Source organism: Micromonospora sp. TSRI0369 (assembly GCF_001905625.1).
GTDB lineage: Bacteria > Actinomycetota > Actinomycetes > Mycobacteriales > Micromonosporaceae > Micromonospora > Micromonospora echinospora_A.
Genome location: NZ_LIVU01000003.1, coordinates 431,235 through 449,761, shown reverse-complemented (window position 1 = coordinate 449,761; position 18,527 = coordinate 431,235). Strand labels below are relative to the sequence as shown.

Genomic DNA, 18,527 nt, shown 5'->3' with positions numbered 1-18,527 from the left:
TCCTCCTTCACTGGTCTCAGCCTGCCCGTCAGGCGGCCGGCCGGACAGGGTCCGGGGTCTCGACCCGCGGGCCGTTGGTCCCGTGGAAGCGGCGGGTCAGCCGCAGCACCAGCCCGGGCAGTACGCCGATCGCGGCGCAGGCGAGCAGGTCGAGCGCGCTGAGCGGGGACGTGCCGAGCAGCTCGCGCAGCGGCGGCAGCAGCACGCCCGCCACCTGGAGAACCGCGGAGATGGCGACCGCCACCGGCAGCGCGAGGTTGCGCTCACGGGAGCCCGGGGTACGGATCGCGCGGACGGCCAGCGCAACGCCGAGCTGCGCCAGGCCGAGCACCACGAAGACCACCGACTGCCACGGCCGGTCCGCCGCCGCGGCCCACACGCCGGCGCCGAGCGTCGCGGCGGCGATGAGCGCGCCGGTGACCAGCACGTCCCGGCCGAGGCCGCCGCCGAGTACCGACTCCTGCGGCGAGCGGGGCCGGCGGCTCAGCGTGCCCGGCTCGGCCGGCTCCGCGCCCAGCGCGACCCCGGGTACGCCGTGGGTGAGCAGGTTGATCCAGAGGATCTGTGCCGGCAGCAGCGGTACGGGCAGCCCGAACAGCGGGCCGAGCAGCATCACCGCGATCTCGGCGACCCCGCCGGCGAGCGCGTAGCGCAGGAACCGGCGGATGTTGTCGTAGATCCGGCGGCCCTCGCCGATGGCGGTCGCCACTGTGGTGAGGTCGTCGTCGACGAGCACCAGGTCGGCGGCCTGCCGGGCGACCTCGGTGCCGCCGCCCATGGCCACGCCGATGTCGGCGCGGCGCAGCGCCGGGGCGTCGTTGACGCCGTCGCCGGTCATCGCGACCACGTGTCCCCGGTCTTGGAGGCCGGCGATGATGTCGAGCTTCTGCTCCGGCTGGGTCCGCGCGTACACCCGGGTGTCGGGGTGGGCGCCGCCCGGGTCGCCGTCGTCGCCGTTGGCGAGCGGGTCGCCGTCGCGCCAGAGGCCGAGCCGGCCGCCGATCGCGGCGGCGGTCGCCGGGTGGTCGCCGGTGATCAGGACCAGCCGAATGCCGGCCTCCTCGAAGCCCGCGGCGATGCCGGGGGCCGCCGCGCGCAGCGGGTCGCCGACCGCTACCAGTCCCAGCGGGCGCAGGCCGGTCGGCCGGGCCGGGTCCGGCGCGGTGTCGACCACGGCGGAGGCGACCGCCAGCACCCGCAGTCCTTCGGCGGCGAGCCGGTGCGCGGCGTCGGTCAGCTCGGCCAGCTCCCCGGCGCCGGCGTCCATCAGCGGCGGGGCCAGCAGGTTCTCCGGCGCGCCCTTGCAGACCACGAGGTAGCGCCCGTCGCAGCGGCGGTGCACCGTCGTCATGCGGCGCAGGTCCTGGTCGAACGGCGCCTCCGCCACCCGGGGCCAGGCCTCGCGGGTGGTCTCCGGGTCCAGGCCGCAGCGGGCCGCGAACGTGACGAGCGCCGCCTCCAGCGGGTCGCCGATCGCTGTCCACTCCGGCCGCTCGTCGGTCGGCGGGGTCAGCGTGGCGTCGTTGCAGAGCAGTCCGGCGCGGGCCAGGCCGCGCAGCTCGTCAGGGGCGCTCACCGGCTCGCCCCGGTGGTGCACCTCGCCGTCGGGCGCGTAGCCGGTGCCGGTCACGGCGTAGCGGTCGCGGCCGGGCACGACGGCGTGCTGCACCGCCATCCGGCCCTCGGTGAGCGTGCCGGTCTTGTCGGAGGCGATCACGGTGACCGAACCGAGGGTCTCCACCGCGTGCAGCCGCCGGGGAATGGCCCGGCTGCCGGCCATCCGGCGCGCGCCCAGGGCGAGCGCGAGCGTGACGACGGCGGGCAGCGACTCCGGTACGGCCGCCACCACCAGGCTCACCGCGGTGACCGCCATCTGCGTGACCGGGCGTCCGTCGAACACGCCGATCGCGAAGACCAGCCCGGAGAGCACCACGGCGGTCAGGCCGAGCACCCGGCCGAGCGAGGACAGGCGGCGTTGCAGCGGAGTGGGCGCCGGGCGGGTCGCGGCGACCAGGGCGCTGATGCGGCCGAGCGCGCTCGCCGCGCCGGTGCGTACCACGGTTCCGGTGGCGCGGCCGGTGGTGACCACAGTGCCGGCGCTCGCCTCCTCCCCCGCGACCCGGGTCACCGCCACCGACTCACCGGTCAGCGCCGACTCGTCCAGGCTGAGCCGCACGGCGTCGGTGAGGTCCAGGTCGGCGGGCACCACGTCGCCGGCCTCCAGCCGGACCAGGTCGCCCCGGACCAGGTCGGCGGCGGGCAGCACGAGGTCACGGCCGTCACGGACCACCCGGGCCGTCGGCGCGGCGAGCCGGTCCAGCGCCGCCACCGCGCGGTCGGCGCGTACCTCCTGCACCACGCCGATCGCGGTGTTGATCAGGACGACCAGCACGATCACCGCGGTGTCGGGGTAGTCGCGCAGCAGCGTGGTCACCACGGCGGCGGCCAGCAGCAGCGCCACCAGGGGGTCGGTGAGCTGGCGGAAGATCCGCCCGGCCAGCCCGCGCTTGCGCGGCGCGGCCACCGTGTTCGGCCCGTCGGCGCGCAGCCGCGCGGCCGCCTCGGCCGAGCCGAGGCCGCTCGCGGGGGCCGGAGAGATCTCGGTGGGCGTCACTGTGCCCTGCCCGCCGTTGCTCACCACATTGCCCTCCATGTCGTCGCCGCCCGCGCCGGGCAATCCCAGCATGCCGGGTGCGGGGGCGCGGCTCGCAGGGCCGAGGGCCTGCCGGACCCGGGACCAACGGCCCCCACCGCGGAACGGGGCAGCGCGGCGCGCGGCTCGCCGGTAACGTCCGCGCGGTGAACCGGACACGCAGCGCCGTCGGGCCGAAACCCCGTCACCGGCCGGTCCGCTGGGCGCTCGCGGTGCTCCTGCTCGCGTCGGCCGGATGCGGCAGGGGAATCGGGGAGGAGAGCGGCGACGCGCTGGCGCGCGACACCGCGGCGGCGGAGGCGAAGCAGCTCAACACGGAGCTGGGCCACCGCAACCGGGCGCGGGACGCCGGGTCGATCGCGGCGGCCGAGATCGTCCAGGAGCCGAAGGACGCCGCGTCGGGCGGCGGTGCGACAGTCCGGCGGGAGGCGCTGGCGTGGTCCGGCCGCACCGCCGGGAACGAGCGGGCCACCGTCGACGTGCGGTTCGTGGTGACGGTGCCGGAGCAGCCGCCGCTGTCGATCGGTGGCGCGAGCAACAGCGCCGGTGAGGCCACGCGCTGCTACCGCTACGAGTTCGAGCTCTACCGCTACACGACGTACCACGAGATCGACTGTCCGAGCGGCCCCGCTCCCTCGCCACCCACCGCCGCGCCGGTGCCGAGGGTGCCCGAGGACGGGCAGAAACGGCTCACCGCCGTGCTGCGTACCGCCACCCCGGAGACGCTGGCGGGCGCGGTGCGGGCGGCGTTCCCGCAGGACTGGATCACCGTCGACACGACAGCGCGCGACGGTGCGCTCGTCGCCGCCGTCGGCGTACCGGCCGAACGGGACTGCCTCCTGCTGGTCCGCACCCCGGCCGGGAAGATCGAGGCTCCCGGGTACGACCGGATCTGGCTGGAGCCGGGCGAGACCGGCTGCCGGACCGCCCTGTACCTGGCGCCGCCGCGCTGACGTGCCGGTTTGCCGCGCGGCCGCCGGGGCACCTGACGGTCATGACTGATCCGGAGCAGTTCCAGCGGCAACAGGAGGGCGCGCTCGAGCGCGGGCAGGTGTTCCAGGACGCCGAGGGGCGGCGGACCCGGGACCCGGGCGCCGGGGCGGAGAACGCGGAGAGCGAGGCCGACCGCAACGCCGAGCGCCTGGCGCGCGGCGAGGTGGGACCGGGCGTCCCGGAGGACTGACCTTCTCGGGCCCATGTCAATGTAGCGTTGACGAGTGAGCCTGGCCGGCCTGTCCGAGATCGCCGCGACCCGTGTCCGGCTGGACGACCGCGAGCTGGACCTGATCGACCGGGCCCGGCACGACGGCGCCACCTGGGCCGACATCGCGCGGGCGCTGGGCCTGGGCAGCCGGCAGGCCGCCGAGCAGCGCCGGCAGCGTCTCGCGGCGGCCCGGCGGGCCCGCGTGACCCGGCTCGACCCGGCCTGCTCCCCCGACGTGCCGGCGCTCCGGGCCGCCGTCACCGACCTGCACCGCTGGATCGAGGCGGACCGCTCGTGGGACGCCCGCTTCCCCCGCGCGGCGTTGACGCGCCGCACCTGCGCGCTCGCGCTCGACGCCACCGCCGGGCCGCTGTACGCGCTGGCCGCGCACCTCGCCGACGACCTGGCCGGGGCCGGGTCCCGGCTGCCGGCTCCGGCACGCGACGCCGCCGGGCGCATCACGGCGGCCCTGTCAACAGGACATTGACGTAGGCGCGAAGTATTGCCCCACGGCGACTCAGGTCCCGAGGATGAGTCCTCCAGGCTCAACTCTCGGGGGATCCCATGCGCCGCAACGCCTGCCTGTTCGTGGCCATCTCACTGCTGTCCGGCCTGGGCGGAAGCGCCATGGCCCTGGTCTCCGGCATCTGGATCCTGGACCTGACCGGTTCCACCGGGCTCGCCGCGCTGGCCGGCCTCTGCGTCTACGCACCGACCCTGGCCGGCCCGTGGCTCGGCGGCCTGCTCGACCGGGTGCCCCGGCGGCCCCTGGTGATCGGCGTGGACCTCACGCTCGCCGCCGCGCTGCTGAGCCTGCTTGCGGTTCGAGGGCCCGGCGACGCGTGGCTGATCTACGCCGTCTCACTCGCGTACGGGATCGGCTACGTGCTCGTCGACGCCGGCGAGACCGCGCTGCTGCCCGCCGCGCTCCCCCCGGCCCGGCTGGCCGACGTCAACGGCTGGCGGTCGAGCGCGCAGGAGGGCATGAAACTGGTGGCGCCGCTGGCCGGGGCGGGCCTGTACGCGTGGCGGGGCGGGCACGTCGTCGCGGTGCTCGCCGCCGTCGTACCGGTGCTCGTGGCCGCTCTGTACGGCGCGCTGCGTCTGACCCGGGCGGAACCCGCTCTCCCGACCGCGCCCGCGGCGGGGGTGCGCGACGGACTCGCCGCGCTGCTGGCCCGACGGGCGGTACGCGTACCGGTGGCGCTCGCGGCGGTGTCCATCGCGATGTCCGGCTTCACCACCGCGGCGCTGTACGACGTGGTGGTGACGGGCCTGGCGCTGCCGTCGACCTTCCTCGGCGTGCTGGCCAGCGCGCAGGGCGGCGGCTCGTTGCTCGCCGGGCTGGTAGTCGGGCGGCTCGTCCGCCGCCACGGCGAGATCGCGGTCGGGGTCACCGGCGCCGTCCTGTTCGCCGCCGGCTGCCTGGGACGCTGCCTGCCGTGGTGGCCGGGCACGCTCGCCGCCTCGGTGGTGATCGGCGTCGGCCTGCCGTGGACGCTCGTCGCGGCGGTCACCGCCGTGCAGACGTACACGCCGCAGGCGATGCTCGGGCGGGTCGCCGGGACGGCGAACACGGTCATGTTCGGCCCGATCACGCTGGCCATCCCGCTCGGGTCGGTGGCGGTCGCCGTCGGCGGCCGGCCGCCGATGGTGGCAGCCGCCGTGGCGTGCCTGGCCGCGGCGCTGGCGGTGGCCGTCCGGCCGGTTCGTCAGCCTGCGGCCGGTGGGCCGGACAGGTGGCGGATCAGCTCCGGCCGGGAGCGCAGCCGCAGCTTCCGGTAGACGTTGCCGAGGTGGTACTCGACGGTCTTCGGTGACAGGAAGACCCGGGCCGCGATCTCCCGGTTGGTCAGGCCCTCCGCCGCGTGCAGGGCGATCAGGCGTTCCTGGCCGGTCAGCCGGTCGCCGGTCCGGTCGCCGGGGTCCGGCGGCCGCCGGCCGGTGGCGTCGATCTCGGTGCGGCACCGCCCAGCCCAGCCCTGCGCGCCGAGCGCCTCGAACAACCGCAGCGCGGCGTGCAACTGGACCCGCGCGTCCCGGCGGCGCCGTGCCCGGCGCAGCCGCTGCCCGTAGCTGAGCAGCGTCCGGGCTCGTTCCAGCGGGACGACGGCGGGATCGCACCGGGCCAGCGCCGCCGCGAAGACCTCGTCCAGGTTTGGTTCGCCGGCGAGCAGGCCCCCGACGCGCGCCGCGGCGGCGCGGGCGGCGGCACCGCCGGCCCCGGCCAGGTCGCGCAGCCGCCGCGCCGACCGCTGCGGGTCGGACAGGTGCGCGTACGCCTCGGCCAGCTCGGCCGCGACGGGCAGCCACCCCGGTTCGGCGATGCCGCCGTCGCGCTGGGCCCGGCGGACCCGTTCCAGCTCGGTCACAGCGTCGTGCCAGCGCGCACCCACCACCGCCGCGATCCCGGCGGCGTACCGCAGCCGGACCTCGATCTCCCGGAACTCGCCGGGCAGGAGCCGACGGGCGTCGTCGACGTGCGCGAGCGCCTCCGGCTCATCGCCGAGCAGCGCCTCCACCAGAGCCAGCGCGGCCAGCGCCTCCGCCCGCAGCACCGGAAGCGCCACCTGCTCGGCGATCCGGACCGCCTCGGCGGCGGCCTGGTACGCCGCGTGCAGCCGGCCGGTGCGCCACTCCAGCCCGGCGAGCCGGGGTAGCGCGTACGCCAGCAGGAACACGTCGTCGGTGGCGCGCGCCCGCTCGACCTCCGGCTCCAGCAGCGCCCGCGCGGTGTCGTGCTCCCCGATCCAGCAGAACACCTCGGCCAGCTCCGCCGCCGAGCCGTCGGCGTGGCCGGCGCAGGCGGCGACCAGGGCACGGGCCGACGCGACCCCTTCGGGCAGCCCGGCCAGCACCTGTGCCGCGGCCAGCCGGATCGGCCCTTTCGGCCAGGTCGCGCCGGCGTCCGCGGCGGCCAGCTCGGCCACCCGCGCGCACAGCGGCACCATGCCGGTGACGTCCAGCCGCGCCCAGAACTGGTTGACGCGGGCGCTCATCAGCCGGGCCGCGCCGAGCGGATCCGCTTGCGCGTACGCCTGCGCGTCGGCCAGGTACGCCTCGGCGCCCGCCGTGTCACCGTGCTGCTGCGCCAGATGGGCGAGCAACGGCTTGACCCGGCAACGCAGGTCGGCGCGGCCGGTCAGCCCGATCGCCTCCTCCCCCAGCGTCATCGCGTGCCGGCTCGCGCCGGCGTTCGCCCAGGCGCGGGACGCGGCGGCGAGCCGCGACGCCCGTACGTCCGGGTCCGGGGTGAGACGGGCGGACCGCTCGTACGCCCGTGCCTCGGCCACCACCCCGCCCCGGCGTTGCGCCCGCTCGGCGGATCCGGCCAGCAACGCGGCGACGCCCTCGTCGGGCACGGTGGTGGCGGCCGCGAGATGCCAGGCCCGGCGGTCGGCGGTGTCGTCGCCGGTGAGCGCGGCGGCCACCGCCAGGTGGGCGGCCCGCCGCCGGCCGGGGCCGGCGACCGAGTGAACCGCGGCGCGGGTCAGCGGGTGGCGGAACGTCACCTCGCGGTCGGTCACCCGGATCAGCCCGGCGTCGACCGCCGGGTCCAGCGCGCCCAGGCGCAGCCCGTCCGCCGCCAGGATCCGCTCCAGCAGCGCCGGGGTGGTGGCCTCGGTGACCGCGCAGGCGACGAGCGCACGCCACGTGTCGTCGGGCAGTCCGCGGGCGTGCGCCAGGACGGTCATCTCGATGCGTTCGACGAGCACGAGAGGCTCCCGCAGCGGCAGCCACCCGTTGCGGTGCTCCTCGGACAGCGTCGCCGGCAGTTCGGTCAGCGCGAGCGGGTTGCCGGCGGTGGCCGCCGCCAGGTCGGCGGCGACCCGGCGGTCCAGGCCGGCGCGCATGGCGAGCCGGATCGCGTCGTCCCGCGCCAGACCGGTCAGCGGCAGCTCCGGCAGGCCGGGCGCGGGGAACGCGGGAGCGTCGCGGGCCGCGAAGACGACGGCGACCCGGTCCGCGAGCAGCCGCCGGGCGGTGAACAGCAACGCCTCGGCGGAGGCCGGGTCGATCCAGTGCGCGTCGTCGACCAGGCAGAGCACCGGCGTGTCCTCGGCCGCCGTCGTGAGCAGGCTCAGCGTCGCCACGTACGCGGCGAGCCGGTTGACCGGGCGGGAACCGCCGTCGATGGCGAAGACGGTACGCAGCGCGTCGGCCTGCTGCGCGGGCAGATCGCCGAGCCGGTGCAGCAGCGGGCGCGCCAGCTCGTGCAGCGCGGAGAACGGCAGCTCCGCCTCGAACGGCACGCCGGTGGCGCGCAGCACCCGCATCCCGGCGGACCGCGCGGCACAGTGTTCCAGCAGCGCCGTCTTGCCCACGCCCGCCGCACCGCGCAGCACCAGGGCGCCGCCGTGACCGTCGACCGCGTCGGCCAGCAGCGCGCCGAGCCGCCGGCACTCGTCGGCGCGTCCGAGAAGGGCGTCCTCACCGGTGTCCGTGGCCGTGCCGACGGCACCGGCCGTCGCCGGTCCGCTGCCCATGACCGCACGCTAGCCGCCGGTGTGGTCCGGACGGGCGGGCGCGACGCGAACCCGACAGGGTGCCCGCGCGCCCTCGTCGACTAGGAGGAACCCGGATCCGGAGGCCGTCGCGGATCCCTAGCGTCTTCCCCAGTCGTCCGGCCGGTGTCCATCGGCGGATCCGGGACGGCGACACGACTCCGAGGGGAGACACCATGATCGGGAAGAGAGCGGCCGGGGTGCTGGCGGCGGGACTGCTCGCCACCGGGTTCGGGGTGGCGTCCGGCCCGCCGGCGCAGGCCGCGAGCGGCCACTACGCCATCGTCAACTACGGCAGCGGCAAGTGCCTGGAGGTGGACCGGTCCGACGCCCCGTCGTCGCTCGGCGGCCGGGTCGCGCAGCGCACCTGCGACGGCCAGGCCGTGCAGCGCTGGTCGCCGGTGGGCAGGGACGCCTACACGTTCGTCAACCAGTTCAGCGGCATGTGCGTGGACGTCCGCAACGGGGTCAACGCCGACGGCACACCGTTGCAGCAGTGGGCCTGCACCGGCACGTCGAGCATGAAGTGGACGGTCGACCCGAACTCGTTCGCGGGGGTGCACCAGATCAAGTCGCAGATCGGTGGCCGGTGCATGGACGTGCGGGGCGGATCGGACGCCGACGGCGCGACCGTCCAGATCTACCGCTGCACCGGGTTCGGCAATCCGGCCCAGGTCTGGTCGTTCGCGGCCGTCTGACCGGCGCGGATGCGGCCCGTCCCCGGGGGTGAGGGGGACGGGCCGCACGATCGTCAGCGCCAGGTGTCGGTGACGTCGCGGGTGCCGCCGGCCGGCGTGGTGAGCGTCCGGTTCGCGCCGGACTCCCAGGTCACCGTCCCGTCCGGGTTCTTCTTGACGTACTTGTACTCGACAGCGGTGTTCGCGGGCAGGTCGACTGTGGCCCGCCAGACCGGGTACGCGGCCGACGAGAGCGCCACGGCCGCCGCCGGGTTCCAGCTGCCGAGCGCCGGCGTGTTGCCGACCACGAACACGTTCTGCCCGTAGGCGGTGGTAGCGGTGACGGAGAACGTGGTGGCCACAGTCGTGGAGACGGTGTCACCGCGGAATGTCTCGGTCACCGCGTACGTGCCGGAGGGCGGGGTGGTGAGCGTCCGGTTCGCGCCGGACTCCCAGGTGACCGCGCCGGAGGCGGTCAGCTTGACGAACTTGTACTCCACAGCTGTGGACCGGGGCAGGTCGACAGTGGCGCGGTAGACGCCGCCGCCCTGCGCGGCCAGCTTGACGCCGCCCGCGGGCGTCCACGACCCGAGCGCGGGGACGCTGCCGACGACCCGGACGTCCTGCCCGGCGGCCAGATTCGCGGTGACGGTGAACGTGGTGGCGATCCGGTCACCCGGGCTGACAGTGGGCGAGGCTGACGGGGACGCGGTCGGGGAGGCCGTCGGGGACGGGCTCGCGCCGGCACGTGCGTTCACGTGGATCGCGACCGCGTCGTTGGCCGGGAGGGTCACGGTGGCCCGGCCGCCGGACACGGTCACCGTGCCGCCGGTGCAGCCGCTCGCGGTGGCGACGCCGGAGATGACGTCGCAGTACCGGCCGTCGGCCAGGCCGGTGGCGAAGGTGGCGGTGGTGGCGGAGCCGGAGTCGTTGATGCCGATCCAGGCCCGGTCGCCGCGGTGGAAGCCGATCACGTTGCTGTTGACCGTGGTGAAGTCCGAGACGGTCTTCACCGGCCGGGCGGCGTTGGCCCAGCCGACCATGCCCTTGACGCCGGTGGTGCGGCTCAGGCAGGTCCAGGCGGTGCCGCAGACCGTGTCGGTGACCCGTCCGGTGCCGTCGTGCGGCGGGGACTGGTTGCGGTTGGACCAGGTGAAGCTGTCGTAGACCGACGGCTTGCCGTGCGGGTAGGCCAGCGCGAAGTAGTTGGCCAGCACGTAGTCGGTGCCGTTCTTGTACGACAGCACCACGCCGTCGCGCTCCAGGTCGTGGTTGGTGACCATGGAGAAGACGTTGGCGCCGGGCGCGTCGAGGTTCCAGTTCGGCACGTTCGCCAGCGCCGAGATGGAGCCCTGGAAGGCCGAACGGATGCCCTTGGCGTACGCGAAGTCGAGCACGTCGCCGTTGCCGATGTACGCGCGGGCCTGCAACGCGGGGTTGCTCGCCCCGTCGAAGATCTCCTGCGCGACGTACGGCCGCCGGCCCTCGACGACGGTGTTGTTCAGCTTGCCGAGGATGGCCGCGAAGTCGTCCTTGCGGATGTGCTTGACCGCGTCGACCCGGAAGCCGTCGACGCCGAGCCCGATCAGGTCGTTGAGGTACGCCGCGATCTTGTTCCGGACCGCTTCCTTCTCGGTGTAGAGGTCGGACAGCGACAGCAGCTCGCAGCTGGTCACCTGGGCCTCGTTGTTCCAGTCGTTGATGGCGCCGCCGGTCGGGCAGTTGTCGCCGGGGCGGTGGAAGTCGCCGTCGCCGTACGGCACGGCCGGGTAGCTGTAGCCGGAGAACTCGGTGCCGGCGTAGCCGCGCGTACCGGCCGGGTTGTTGGTGCCGGCCATGTGGTTGACCACCGCGTCGACGTAGACGCGCACACCGGCGGCGTGGCAGGCGTTGACCATGGCCGCGAACTGCTGGCGGTTGCCGAACCGGCTGTCCAGCTTGTACGACACCGGCTGGTACACCTCGTACCAGGGGTAGGCGCCGTCGGCGCTGGCGGGCAGCTTCACCGACTCCTGCGGCGGTGCCACCTGCACCGCGCCGTAGCCGGCGGGTCCGAGGTGGTCGGTGCAGGCGGCGGCGACCGAGGTCCAGTTCCATTCCCAGAGGTTGGCGGTCACCTCGCTGTCGTTTAGTACGACGGCGGCGCGGGCGGGTGCGGCGGTGGTGGCAGCCGCGACGGCAACCGTACCGCCCGCCGCGACGAGCGCGGCGGCGAGCAGCAGGCGACCGGCACGGCCACGGGGGTGTGGCCTGACGGATTGCATGGTTGGGGGACCTCTTCCGTGGGTTCGAAAGGGTGAGCGGGGGTGGGGCGGCCGTCCCGGGTAGCGAACACCATGCGTCATCCATGAAAGTCTTTGCAAGAGCTTGCGGCAAAGTTTTCGAAACCCGCAGGCAACACTGATGCGCTTGGATGGCCTTCTACCTGGGGTCTATCCATGTAGGACGGCGTGATCCACCCTCCGGCACGAGTCCCGCGGCTCGGGACGACAGGGCCGTCTCGCGAGACGGCCGCAACTTCCGAGCATTTTTTCCAACGTTTGCGGCCCGGCCGCGTGCACACTCGCCGAATCGGCCGGCCCGAGGCCGTGGGCCACGTACCGTGGGCGTAGATCCCGCTCACGCGACGGACGGCGCACGCGCCGTGCCCGTGCGCGCCGCCCGACCGGGGGGAGGTGCCGTGGCCGGTTTCGGGGTCCGCCCGCACGCCGTCCCCGGAGCGCCGCGTACGCGGGCGACGGCCGGGCCCGGAGCGCCGACCATCCCGGCGCCCGGCACGCGGTACGAACTGCCGGCGTGCCCGGAGCACCGCGCAGGTGTCGCGCTGAACGCCGCCTGCGACTCGGTCACCGTACGCGGCAACCTGATCCGGGACAGCGGCTCCGGCACGCAGACGCGATCCGCGGCGCGAGACCGTCAGCCGGATCGCCACCCGCTGGGTTTCCTGAGCCACAGCAGGTTCACCGCCCACTACCGGTCCGTGTTCGGCATCCCACCGAGCCGTACGCTGCACGGCTGACCGGACGAGCCCCGGCCCGTCGCGGCGCGACGGACCGGGGCTCGCTGGTATCCGGCGGATCAGGCCAGGTCGAAGCGGTCCAGCTCCATGACCTTCGTCCAGGCGGCGGCGAAGTCGCGGACGAACTTCTCCCGCGCGTCGTCGCTGGCGTAGACCTCGGCGAGCGCCCGCAGCTGCGAGTTGGAGCCGAAGATCAGGTCGACCGCGGTCGCGGTCCACTTCACCTGGTCGGTCGCCAGGTCCCGGATCTCGTACACGTGCTCCTCGGACTCCGACGCCTTCCACCGGGTGCCCGGGGAGAGCAGGTTGACGAAGAAGTCGTTGGTGAGCACGCCGGGCCGGTCGGTGAGCACGCCGTGCGACGCGCCGCCGACGTTGTTGCCGAGCGCGCGCAGGCCGCCGACCAGCACGGTCATCTCCGGCGCGGTCAGGTTCAGCATGTACGCCCGGTCGATGAGCAGCACCTCCGGCTGGGTCTTCTCGCCCGGCCGCAGGTAGTTGCGGAACCCGTCGGCGCGCGGCTCCATCACCCGGAACGACTCGACGTCGGTCTGCTCCTGGGTGGCGTCGGTACGCCCCGGGTGGAACGGCACGGTCAGCTCGACGCCGGCGTCCCGCGCCGCCTGCTCGACAGCGGCCGAGCCGGCCAGCACGATCAGGTCCGCCAGCGAGATCTGGGCGCCGCCCGCGGCGTTGAACTCCTGCTGGATGCCCTCCAGGGTGGCCAGCACGGTGGCGAGCTGCTCCGGCTGGTTGACCTCCCAGTTGCGCTGCGGCTCCAGCCGGATCCGCGCGCCGTTGGCGCCACCGCGCTTGTCGGTGGAGCGGTAGCTCGCGGCCGAGGCCCAGGCGGTGGAGACCAGCTGGGCGATGGTGAGGCCGGACTCCAGCACCTTCGCCTTGAGCGCCGCGACGTCGGCGTCGCTCACCAGCTCGTGCGCGACGGCCGGCACCGGGTCCTGCCACAGCTGGGCCTCGGGCACCCACGGGCCGAGGAAGCGGCTGACCGGGCCCATGTCACGGTGCAGCAGCTTGTACCAGGCCTTGGCGAACGCGAGCGCGAACTCGTCCGGGTTCTCCAGGAAGCGGCGGGAGATCTTCTCGTACGCCGGGTCGACGCGCAGCGACAGGTCGGTCGTCAGCATCGTCGGCTTGTGCTTCTTCGACGGGTCGTGGGCGTCCGGGATGATCGCCTCGGCGTCCTTGGCGACCCACTGCTTGGCGCCACCCGGGCTGGTGGTCAGCTCCCACTCGTAGCCGAAGAGGATCTCGAAGAACCGGTTGGACCACTGCGTCGGCTTGTCGGTCCACGTCACCTCGAGACCGCTGGTGATCGTGTCCCCGCCCTTGCCCTTGCCGTACGTGCTGAGCCAGCCCAGGCCCTGCGCCTCCAGCGGCGCGGCCTCCGGCTCGGGGCCGACGTGCTGGTCGGCGGGGCCAGCGCCGTGGGTCTTGCCGAACGTGTGGCCGCCGGCGATCAGCGCGACGGTCTCCTCGTCGTTCATCGCCATCCGGCGGAACGTCTCGCGGATGAAGTGCGCCGCCGCGAGCGGGTCGGCGTTGCCGCGCGGGCCCTCCGGGTTGACGTAGATCAGACCCATCTCGGTCGCGCCGACGCCGGCCACCATGTCCTTCTCGGAGGCGTACCGCTCGTCGCCGAGCCAGGCGTCCTCGGGACCCCAGAAGATCTCCTCCGGCTCCCAGACGTCCTCACGGCCGAAGCCGAAGCCGAAGGTCTTGAAGCCCATCGACTCCAGCGAGACGTTGCCGGCGAGCACCAGCAGGTCGGCCCAGGAGATCTTCTGGCCGTACTTCTGCTTGACCGGCCAGAGCAGCCGGCGGGCCTTGTCCAGGTTGGCGTTGTCCGGCCAGCTGTTCAGCGGGGCGAACCGCTGGCCGCCGTCGCCGGCGCCACCGCGGCCGTCCTCGATGCGGTAAGTGCCCGCGGCGTGCCAGCTCATCCGGATCATCAGGCCGCCGTAGTGGCCGAAGTCGGCCGGCCACCAGTCCTGCGAGGTGGTGAGGACCTCGGCGATGTCCCGCTTGAGCGCCTCGACGTCGAGCTTGGCGAACTCCTTGGCGTAGCTGAAGTCCGGCCCGAGCGGGTTGCCCTTGTGCGAGTGGGCGTGCAGCACCGACAGGTCGAGCTGGTTGGGCCACCAGTCGCGGTTGGTACGCGGACGACCGCCGGTCTTCGGGGTCGGCGAGTCGATCGCCGGGTTCTCGCTCTCGCTGCCGTGCGCGGTCACGGAGTCGTGCGCGACCGGGCAGCCGGCCGCCTCCTTGGCGTCCACGCCCTGCGGGCTGACGGGCCGGTTGTCCTGGGTGTCGCTCATCTGTTTCCTTCCGAACTGGCGGATCACTGGGCGGTGCGGTCGGCCGCGCAGCCGGGGCAGGTGCCCCAGTAGACGACCTCCGCCTCGTCCACCACGAAACCGTGGTCGTCGGAGGCGGTGAGACAGGGGGCGCCGCCGACGGCACACTCGACGTCGGCGATGGCGCCACAGGAACGGCACACGACGTGGTGGTGGTTGTCCCCCACCCGAGACTCGTAGCGGGCCGTGGCGCCGGCCGGCTGGATGCGCCGGATCAGGCCGGCGTCGGTGAGTGCCCGCAGCACATCGTAGACCGCCTGGTGGGACACGGTGGGCTGCTCTGCGCGGACCAGCGCGATCACGGTGTCCGTGTCGACGTGCGGGTGGTCGCGCAACGCCGCGAGCACCGCCAGCCGGGGCCGGGTCACCCGCAACGAGACCGCCCGGAGCTGCGTCTCGAAGTCGGCCGTCATGCGACGACCTTAGCCCGGTCTTTTGGAATGAATCAAGTTTTTGCCCAGGTGTGTCGGCCGCCACCGCGACCGTCCGCACACACGAAAACGGGGGTGCCGCGCCAGGCGCGGCACCCCCTCCCCGGAAGAGGGTTCAGGCGGCTGAGCAACTCGCGGTGGGCGTGTTGCTGTTGCCGTTCTTGTAGAGCGTGATGCCGAAGTTGTTGCCGTTGCCGTTGGGACGTGCGGTGAGCGTGCCGCTGGTGCCGCTGACCGACGCGTTCCAGCTGTTCTGCAGGCTCTGGCCGCCCTGGGTCTGGATGTTGACGACCCAGTTGCTGGTGCCGCTGACCGAGAAGGTCACGTTGAACCGGTCGCCCCACTCCTCGGCCCGGCTGACGCTGACCGTGCAGCCACCGTTGTTCGGCGGCGGGGTGGTCGGGTTGCCCCCGCCGGTCCCGCCGATCGTGATGTTGGAGTTGCCGCTGCTCTGGTAGCCCTCGGTGGCCAGGATCTGGTAGTCGTGCGAACCGAGGTTCATGCCGTAGCGGGACCAGGCGTCGAAGTGGTTGCCCGAGGTGATGGTGCCACCCACGCGCTTCTGCTGACGGACGCTCCAGTACTGGTAGAACGTCCGCGTGCCCTCGATCGAGGGAGCGTTGACCCGCTGGGTGCGGTAGACGTCGTACGTGCCGCCGTCGGAGGACACCGAGCCCATGTAGCCGCTGCCCGGCGGGCGCCAGCTGCCCCAGCTGTCGACGATGTAGTACTCGACGAGCGGGTTGCGCGTCCACCCGTAGAGCGTCAGGTACGCGTTGCCGGACGGGTTGAAGCTGCCGGAGTAGCTGACCGTGCGGCGGCCGCCCGGGTTCCAGCCCTTGCCGGCGACGAAGTTGTTGATGTTGCTCCACTGGGTGCTGTACTGACCACCGTTGCCCATGGTCATGGAGACGTTGCCACTGTCTTTCCAGAAGGAATAGAAGTAGCCGTTGTTGGTGCCGGTCGAGTTCGACGTGACGGTGGTGTCGGCGTAGGCCGGGCCGGACGTGACCGCCGTCGTCCCGGCGGCGATCAGCGCCACGGCACAGGCGCCGCCGAAGAGCATCCGGAGGCGTCCGCGCCTGCGGATGCCCGTGCGGACGGGGGCGTCGTTCATGGACGGGTTTCCTCCCTCTGACGGCTGGCGCGGCCAGCCGGGTGGCGCGAGCTGTGAGCGCTCGTCCCTGATGGACGGCGGGACGGGCGACGCCGCGCCAGGCGGTGGACGGACATCGACGTCAATCGAGATACGCCGATGGCCACAGTATTGGAGGATCGATTCACCGTGTCAACAAGTTCCGGAAATGTTGTGGAAACCCGAACTATCACAAATCGGTCGTAGCGCTGCCGCGCAAGCCTGGCGCGACCACGCCGAGGGCCTCGCGAGCGAGCTGATGGAGTGATGGCGGCCGGAAGTTTCGGTGGCTTTCCGGATCAAGGCCGGCCCGCGCCGGGCACCGCTATCCGGTCGAGCCCAGCAGCAACCCGAACACGCCGCAGCAGATCACCCCGCCGACGACGAGCGTGACGAGGGCGACCGTGTAGTTCGACCACAGGCCGAACCGCGTCACGTCGGCTCCGTACCCGTCGTGGACCCGGTTGCGCCACCCGCCGAAGCGGAACACGAGGTGGTGGGCGGCTCCCGGCTGGACCATGAGCGACGTGGTCATCAGCGGCACGCCCATGAAGTCGGTGTAGCGGACGTCGTGCCCGCCGGCCGGGACGGCGACGTGCCACGTACCCTCGCCCGGGATCGCGACCAACTGGCGGTCGATCTTGAAGCGGCTGGTGACCGGCGCGGGAATCATGTACGGCCCCCGGTTCACCGATACCACCAGCACTCCGCAGCCCGGCGGCGGGGCGATCGGATGCGGGTAGGCGATCAGCGGGACGACACCGTGCATCGGCGGGTACGGCTGCGAGGGGAGGTAGGACACGGCCAGATTCTGGCACGGCCGCGCCAGGTGTCGATCTCCCCCGGGTCAGCCCGCGCCGGGCGCCGCGGCGCCGGCGAGCAGGCGCTGTCGCATCAGGAACTTGCGGACCTTGCCGGTCGGCCCCATCACCACGTCGGCGTCGGGGACGGTCACCACCCGGCGCAGCGTCGCGGCCACCGCCGGGCCGAGCGCGGCCCGCACCCGGTCGGTACGGTCGCGCGCCGGATCCGCGTCCTCGGCGAGCAGGAGCAGCACGTCGGTCACTGTCGTGCCGTCCTCCCCCGCCGCCGCGACCACTGTGCAGTCACGGACGTCCGGGCAGTGCCGCAGGACGCGCTCCTCGGACAGCGCTGTGTACAGCCAGGTCCCCCCGCCCAGGTCGACCGCGTCGCTGGCCCGGTCGACGTGGTGGTAGTTCCCGTCGGCGTCGCGGTACATCAGGTCGCCGGTGAGGTAGTAGCCGCCCAGCCGGGTGCGGTACGTGGTGACCGAGTCGTTCCAGTACCCGAGCGCCAGCGTCGGCGACCTCAGGCCGACGTGCCCCACCTGCCCCGGCGCGACCTCCTCGCCGGTGTCCACGTCGAGCAGCGCGATCTCGGCGAACGGGTACGGCTTGCCGACGCAGCGGTCGTAGCGGTCGCTGCCCAGCCGGTGGGTGATCCGGAACGCGCCGTGCCCCATCTCGGTGGAGCCGAGCATGTCGACGAACTTCGATCCGGGGACGTCGACCATGCCGTCGCGGGTGTACGCGGGGTGGCTGCCGACCGCGACCAGCCGGCGTACGTGCGACTCGTGCGCGCAGTCGCCGGTGTTGAACCAGTTGCGCACCGAGCTGAGGTCGCGGGTGGTGAGGTCGACGCGGGCCAGCTCGGACCAGGTCACCGCGAAACCGAACACGCCGGTGGGGCGCCACCGTTCGATCGCGTCCAGGATCGTCTCGGCGCTGCGCGCGAACGGGCCGCCCTGCGCGGACAGGCAGAGCAACTGGTAGCCGTTGCAGAGCGCCTGGTTGAGGGTGATGATGCCGGCGGCGTGCGCGGCCGGCAGCGCGGACATCTCCCGTACCTCGCCGTACGGCCGGGACTCGGTGAGCCGGACCGCGCGGATCGCGGCGAACAGGCCGTGGTGCGAATGGACGATCGCCGCCGGCACCCGGGTGGTGCCCGAGGAGTGGGTGATGACCACCGGGTCCTGCGGATGGTGCCGGTGGTGCGGCGGGGCCTGCGCCGGGTCGCCGGCGCCGGTGTGCGCCGCGTCGCCGAGGACCGGCGCGCCGAGGTCGTGCTCGGCCAGGGCGGCGTGGTCGGCGTCGATCACCACCCCGGCGCCGCGCAGCCGCCGCACGAACTCGGCCGCCAGCTCGATCGGCATGTTGCCGTTCATCAGCGCCGGGATCGCGCCGAGCCAGGTCAGCGCCAGGAAGTTGAGGAACACGTCGGGCGCGGAGGTCACGTACACCGCGATCGGGTCGGCCCGGCGGACGCCGCGCGCCCGGAACCACGCCGCCCGCGCCGCGACCCGCTCGGTCAGGGTGGCGAGTGACAGCGGCGTCCAGGCCGGGATGCCGTCGACGTCGACGTCGAACGTCACCCGGGGCATGTCCATGTCGGCGCCGTGCTCGGCCAGCCGGAGCAGCACGTTGCCCGCGCCCAGCTCCATGTCGGCCGCCAGCGTCGCGCGGAAGTTGTCGGCACCCAAACGAGTCGCCTCCTCAGCTGACACACGT

14 protein-coding genes are annotated in these 18,527 nt (G+C 73.7%); 6 read left to right on the top strand and 8 right to left on the bottom strand.

Annotated features, from left to right (window positions below; all coding sequences use genetic code 11):
* Positions 1-28: 28 nt before the first annotated feature.
* On the bottom strand, positions 29-2,686 hold the full coding sequence (locus AMK25_RS10895) for a cation-translocating P-type ATPase (RefSeq protein ID WP_073828075.1): 2,658 nt from the start codon (positions 2,684-2,686) through the stop codon (positions 29-31).
* A 113-nt stretch (positions 2,687-2,799) separates the two neighbouring features.
* Here AMK25_RS10895 and AMK25_RS10890 point away from each other — a divergent pair, with 113 nt between their 5' ends.
* The 4 genes from AMK25_RS10890 (at position 2,800) to AMK25_RS10875 (ending at position 5,642) form a co-directional block, all read left to right on the top strand.
* The gene (locus tag AMK25_RS10890; RefSeq protein WP_241826320.1) at positions 2,800-3,606 is read left to right on the top strand and encodes a hypothetical protein; all 807 of its coding nucleotides are present in this window, start codon (positions 2,800-2,802) and stop codon (positions 3,604-3,606) included.
* 41 nt (positions 3,607-3,647) lie between these two features.
* On the top strand, positions 3,648-3,836 hold the full coding sequence (locus AMK25_RS10885) for a hypothetical protein (RefSeq protein ID WP_013286843.1): 189 nt from the start codon (positions 3,648-3,650) through the stop codon (positions 3,834-3,836).
* Positions 3,837-3,870: 34 nt separating this feature from the next.
* Positions 3,871-4,344: a hypothetical protein gene (locus AMK25_RS10880; protein WP_083664706.1), complete on the top strand. Its 474-nt coding sequence runs from the start codon at positions 3,871-3,873 to the stop codon at positions 4,342-4,344.
* A gap of 77 nt (positions 4,345-4,421) precedes the next feature.
* Entirely contained in the window at positions 4,422-5,642 is a 1,221-nt protein-coding gene (locus AMK25_RS10875) for an MFS transporter (protein ID WP_073828072.1), read from the top strand.
* On the opposite strand, the gene AMK25_RS10870 is transcribed toward AMK25_RS10875, so the two are convergent.
* Positions 5,570-8,344: a helix-turn-helix transcriptional regulator gene (locus AMK25_RS10870; RefSeq protein ID WP_073828070.1), complete on the bottom strand. Its 2,775-nt coding sequence runs from the start codon at positions 8,342-8,344 to the stop codon at positions 5,570-5,572. The two genes, AMK25_RS10875 and AMK25_RS10870, sit on opposite strands and share 73 nt — an antisense overlap.
* A 194-nt stretch (positions 8,345-8,538) precedes the next feature.
* Between AMK25_RS10870 and AMK25_RS10865 the strand changes: the two genes are divergently transcribed.
* Positions 8,539-9,060, top strand: coding sequence for an RICIN domain-containing protein (locus tag AMK25_RS10865; RefSeq protein WP_073828068.1), 522 nt, complete (start codon positions 8,539-8,541; stop codon positions 9,058-9,060).
* A 53-nt stretch (positions 9,061-9,113) separates the two neighbouring features.
* Here the strand turns inward: AMK25_RS10865 and AMK25_RS10860 are convergent, their stop codons facing one another.
* Positions 9,114-11,303 (bottom strand): carbohydrate-binding module family 20 domain-containing protein, encoded by a 2,190-nt coding sequence (locus AMK25_RS10860; protein WP_073828066.1) that lies wholly within the window; start codon positions 11,301-11,303, stop codon positions 9,114-9,116.
* Positions 11,304-11,719: 416 nt separating this feature from the next.
* Between AMK25_RS10860 and AMK25_RS10855 the strand changes: the two genes are divergently transcribed.
* Positions 11,720-12,058 (top strand): hypothetical protein, encoded by a 339-nt coding sequence (locus AMK25_RS10855; RefSeq protein ID WP_073828064.1) that lies wholly within the window; start codon positions 11,720-11,722, stop codon positions 12,056-12,058.
* A 59-nt stretch (positions 12,059-12,117) separates the two neighbouring features.
* Here AMK25_RS10855 and katG read toward each other — a convergent pair whose 3' ends face one another.
* The 5 genes from katG to AMK25_RS10830 form a co-directional block, all read right to left on the bottom strand.
* Positions 12,118-14,394: a catalase/peroxidase HPI gene (gene katG, locus AMK25_RS10850; protein ID WP_073828062.1), complete on the bottom strand. Its 2,277-nt coding sequence runs from the start codon at positions 14,392-14,394 to the stop codon at positions 12,118-12,120.
* 23 nt (positions 14,395-14,417) lie between these two features.
* Complete coding sequence (locus AMK25_RS10845) at positions 14,418-14,846, bottom strand: Fur family transcriptional regulator (RefSeq protein ID WP_073828060.1); 429 nt, start codon at positions 14,844-14,846, stop codon at positions 14,418-14,420.
* A gap of 133 nt (positions 14,847-14,979) precedes the next feature.
* Positions 14,980-15,981 (bottom strand): glycoside hydrolase family 11 protein, encoded by a 1,002-nt coding sequence (locus AMK25_RS10840; RefSeq protein WP_073828058.1) that lies wholly within the window; start codon positions 15,979-15,981, stop codon positions 14,980-14,982.
* Positions 15,982-16,324: 343 nt separating this feature from the next.
* Positions 16,325-16,801: a hypothetical protein gene (locus AMK25_RS10835; RefSeq protein ID WP_073828056.1), complete on the bottom strand. Its 477-nt coding sequence runs from the start codon at positions 16,799-16,801 to the stop codon at positions 16,325-16,327.
* A gap of 45 nt (positions 16,802-16,846) precedes the next feature.
* A complete protein-coding gene (locus tag AMK25_RS10830) occupies positions 16,847-18,499 on the bottom strand; it encodes a class I adenylate-forming enzyme family protein (protein WP_083664705.1) in 1,653 nt (550 codons plus the stop codon).
* Positions 18,500-18,527: the final 28 nt, after the last annotated feature.

Excerpts from the sequence above, each read along its gene's own strand:
- AMK25_RS10895 (WP_073828075.1), bottom strand. The coding sequence starts at position 2,686 with ATGCTGGGATTGCCCGGCGCGGGCGGCGACGACATGGAGGGCAATGTG.
- AMK25_RS10845 (WP_073828060.1), bottom strand. The coding sequence starts at position 14,846 with ATGACGGCCGACTTCGAGACGCAGCTCCGGGCGGTCTCGTTGCGGGTG.
- AMK25_RS10865 (WP_073828068.1), top strand. The coding sequence starts at position 8,539 with ATGATCGGGAAGAGAGCGGCCGGGGTGCTGGCGGCGGGACTGCTCGCC.
- AMK25_RS10870 (WP_073828070.1), bottom strand. The coding sequence starts at position 8,344 with ATGGGCAGCGGACCGGCGACGGCCGGTGCCGTCGGCACGGCCACGGAC.
- AMK25_RS10840 (WP_073828058.1), bottom strand. The coding sequence starts at position 15,981 with ATGAACGACGCCCCCGTCCGCACGGGCATCCGCAGGCGCGGACGCCTC.
- AMK25_RS10875 (WP_073828072.1), top strand. The coding sequence starts at position 4,422 with ATGCGCCGCAACGCCTGCCTGTTCGTGGCCATCTCACTGCTGTCCGGC.
- AMK25_RS10860 (WP_073828066.1), bottom strand. The coding sequence starts at position 11,303 with ATGCAATCCGTCAGGCCACACCCCCGTGGCCGTGCCGGTCGCCTGCTG.
- AMK25_RS10885 (WP_013286843.1), top strand. The coding sequence starts at position 3,648 with ATGACTGATCCGGAGCAGTTCCAGCGGCAACAGGAGGGCGCGCTCGAG.
- katG (WP_073828062.1), bottom strand. The coding sequence starts at position 14,394 with ATGAGCGACACCCAGGACAACCGGCCCGTCAGCCCGCAGGGCGTGGAC.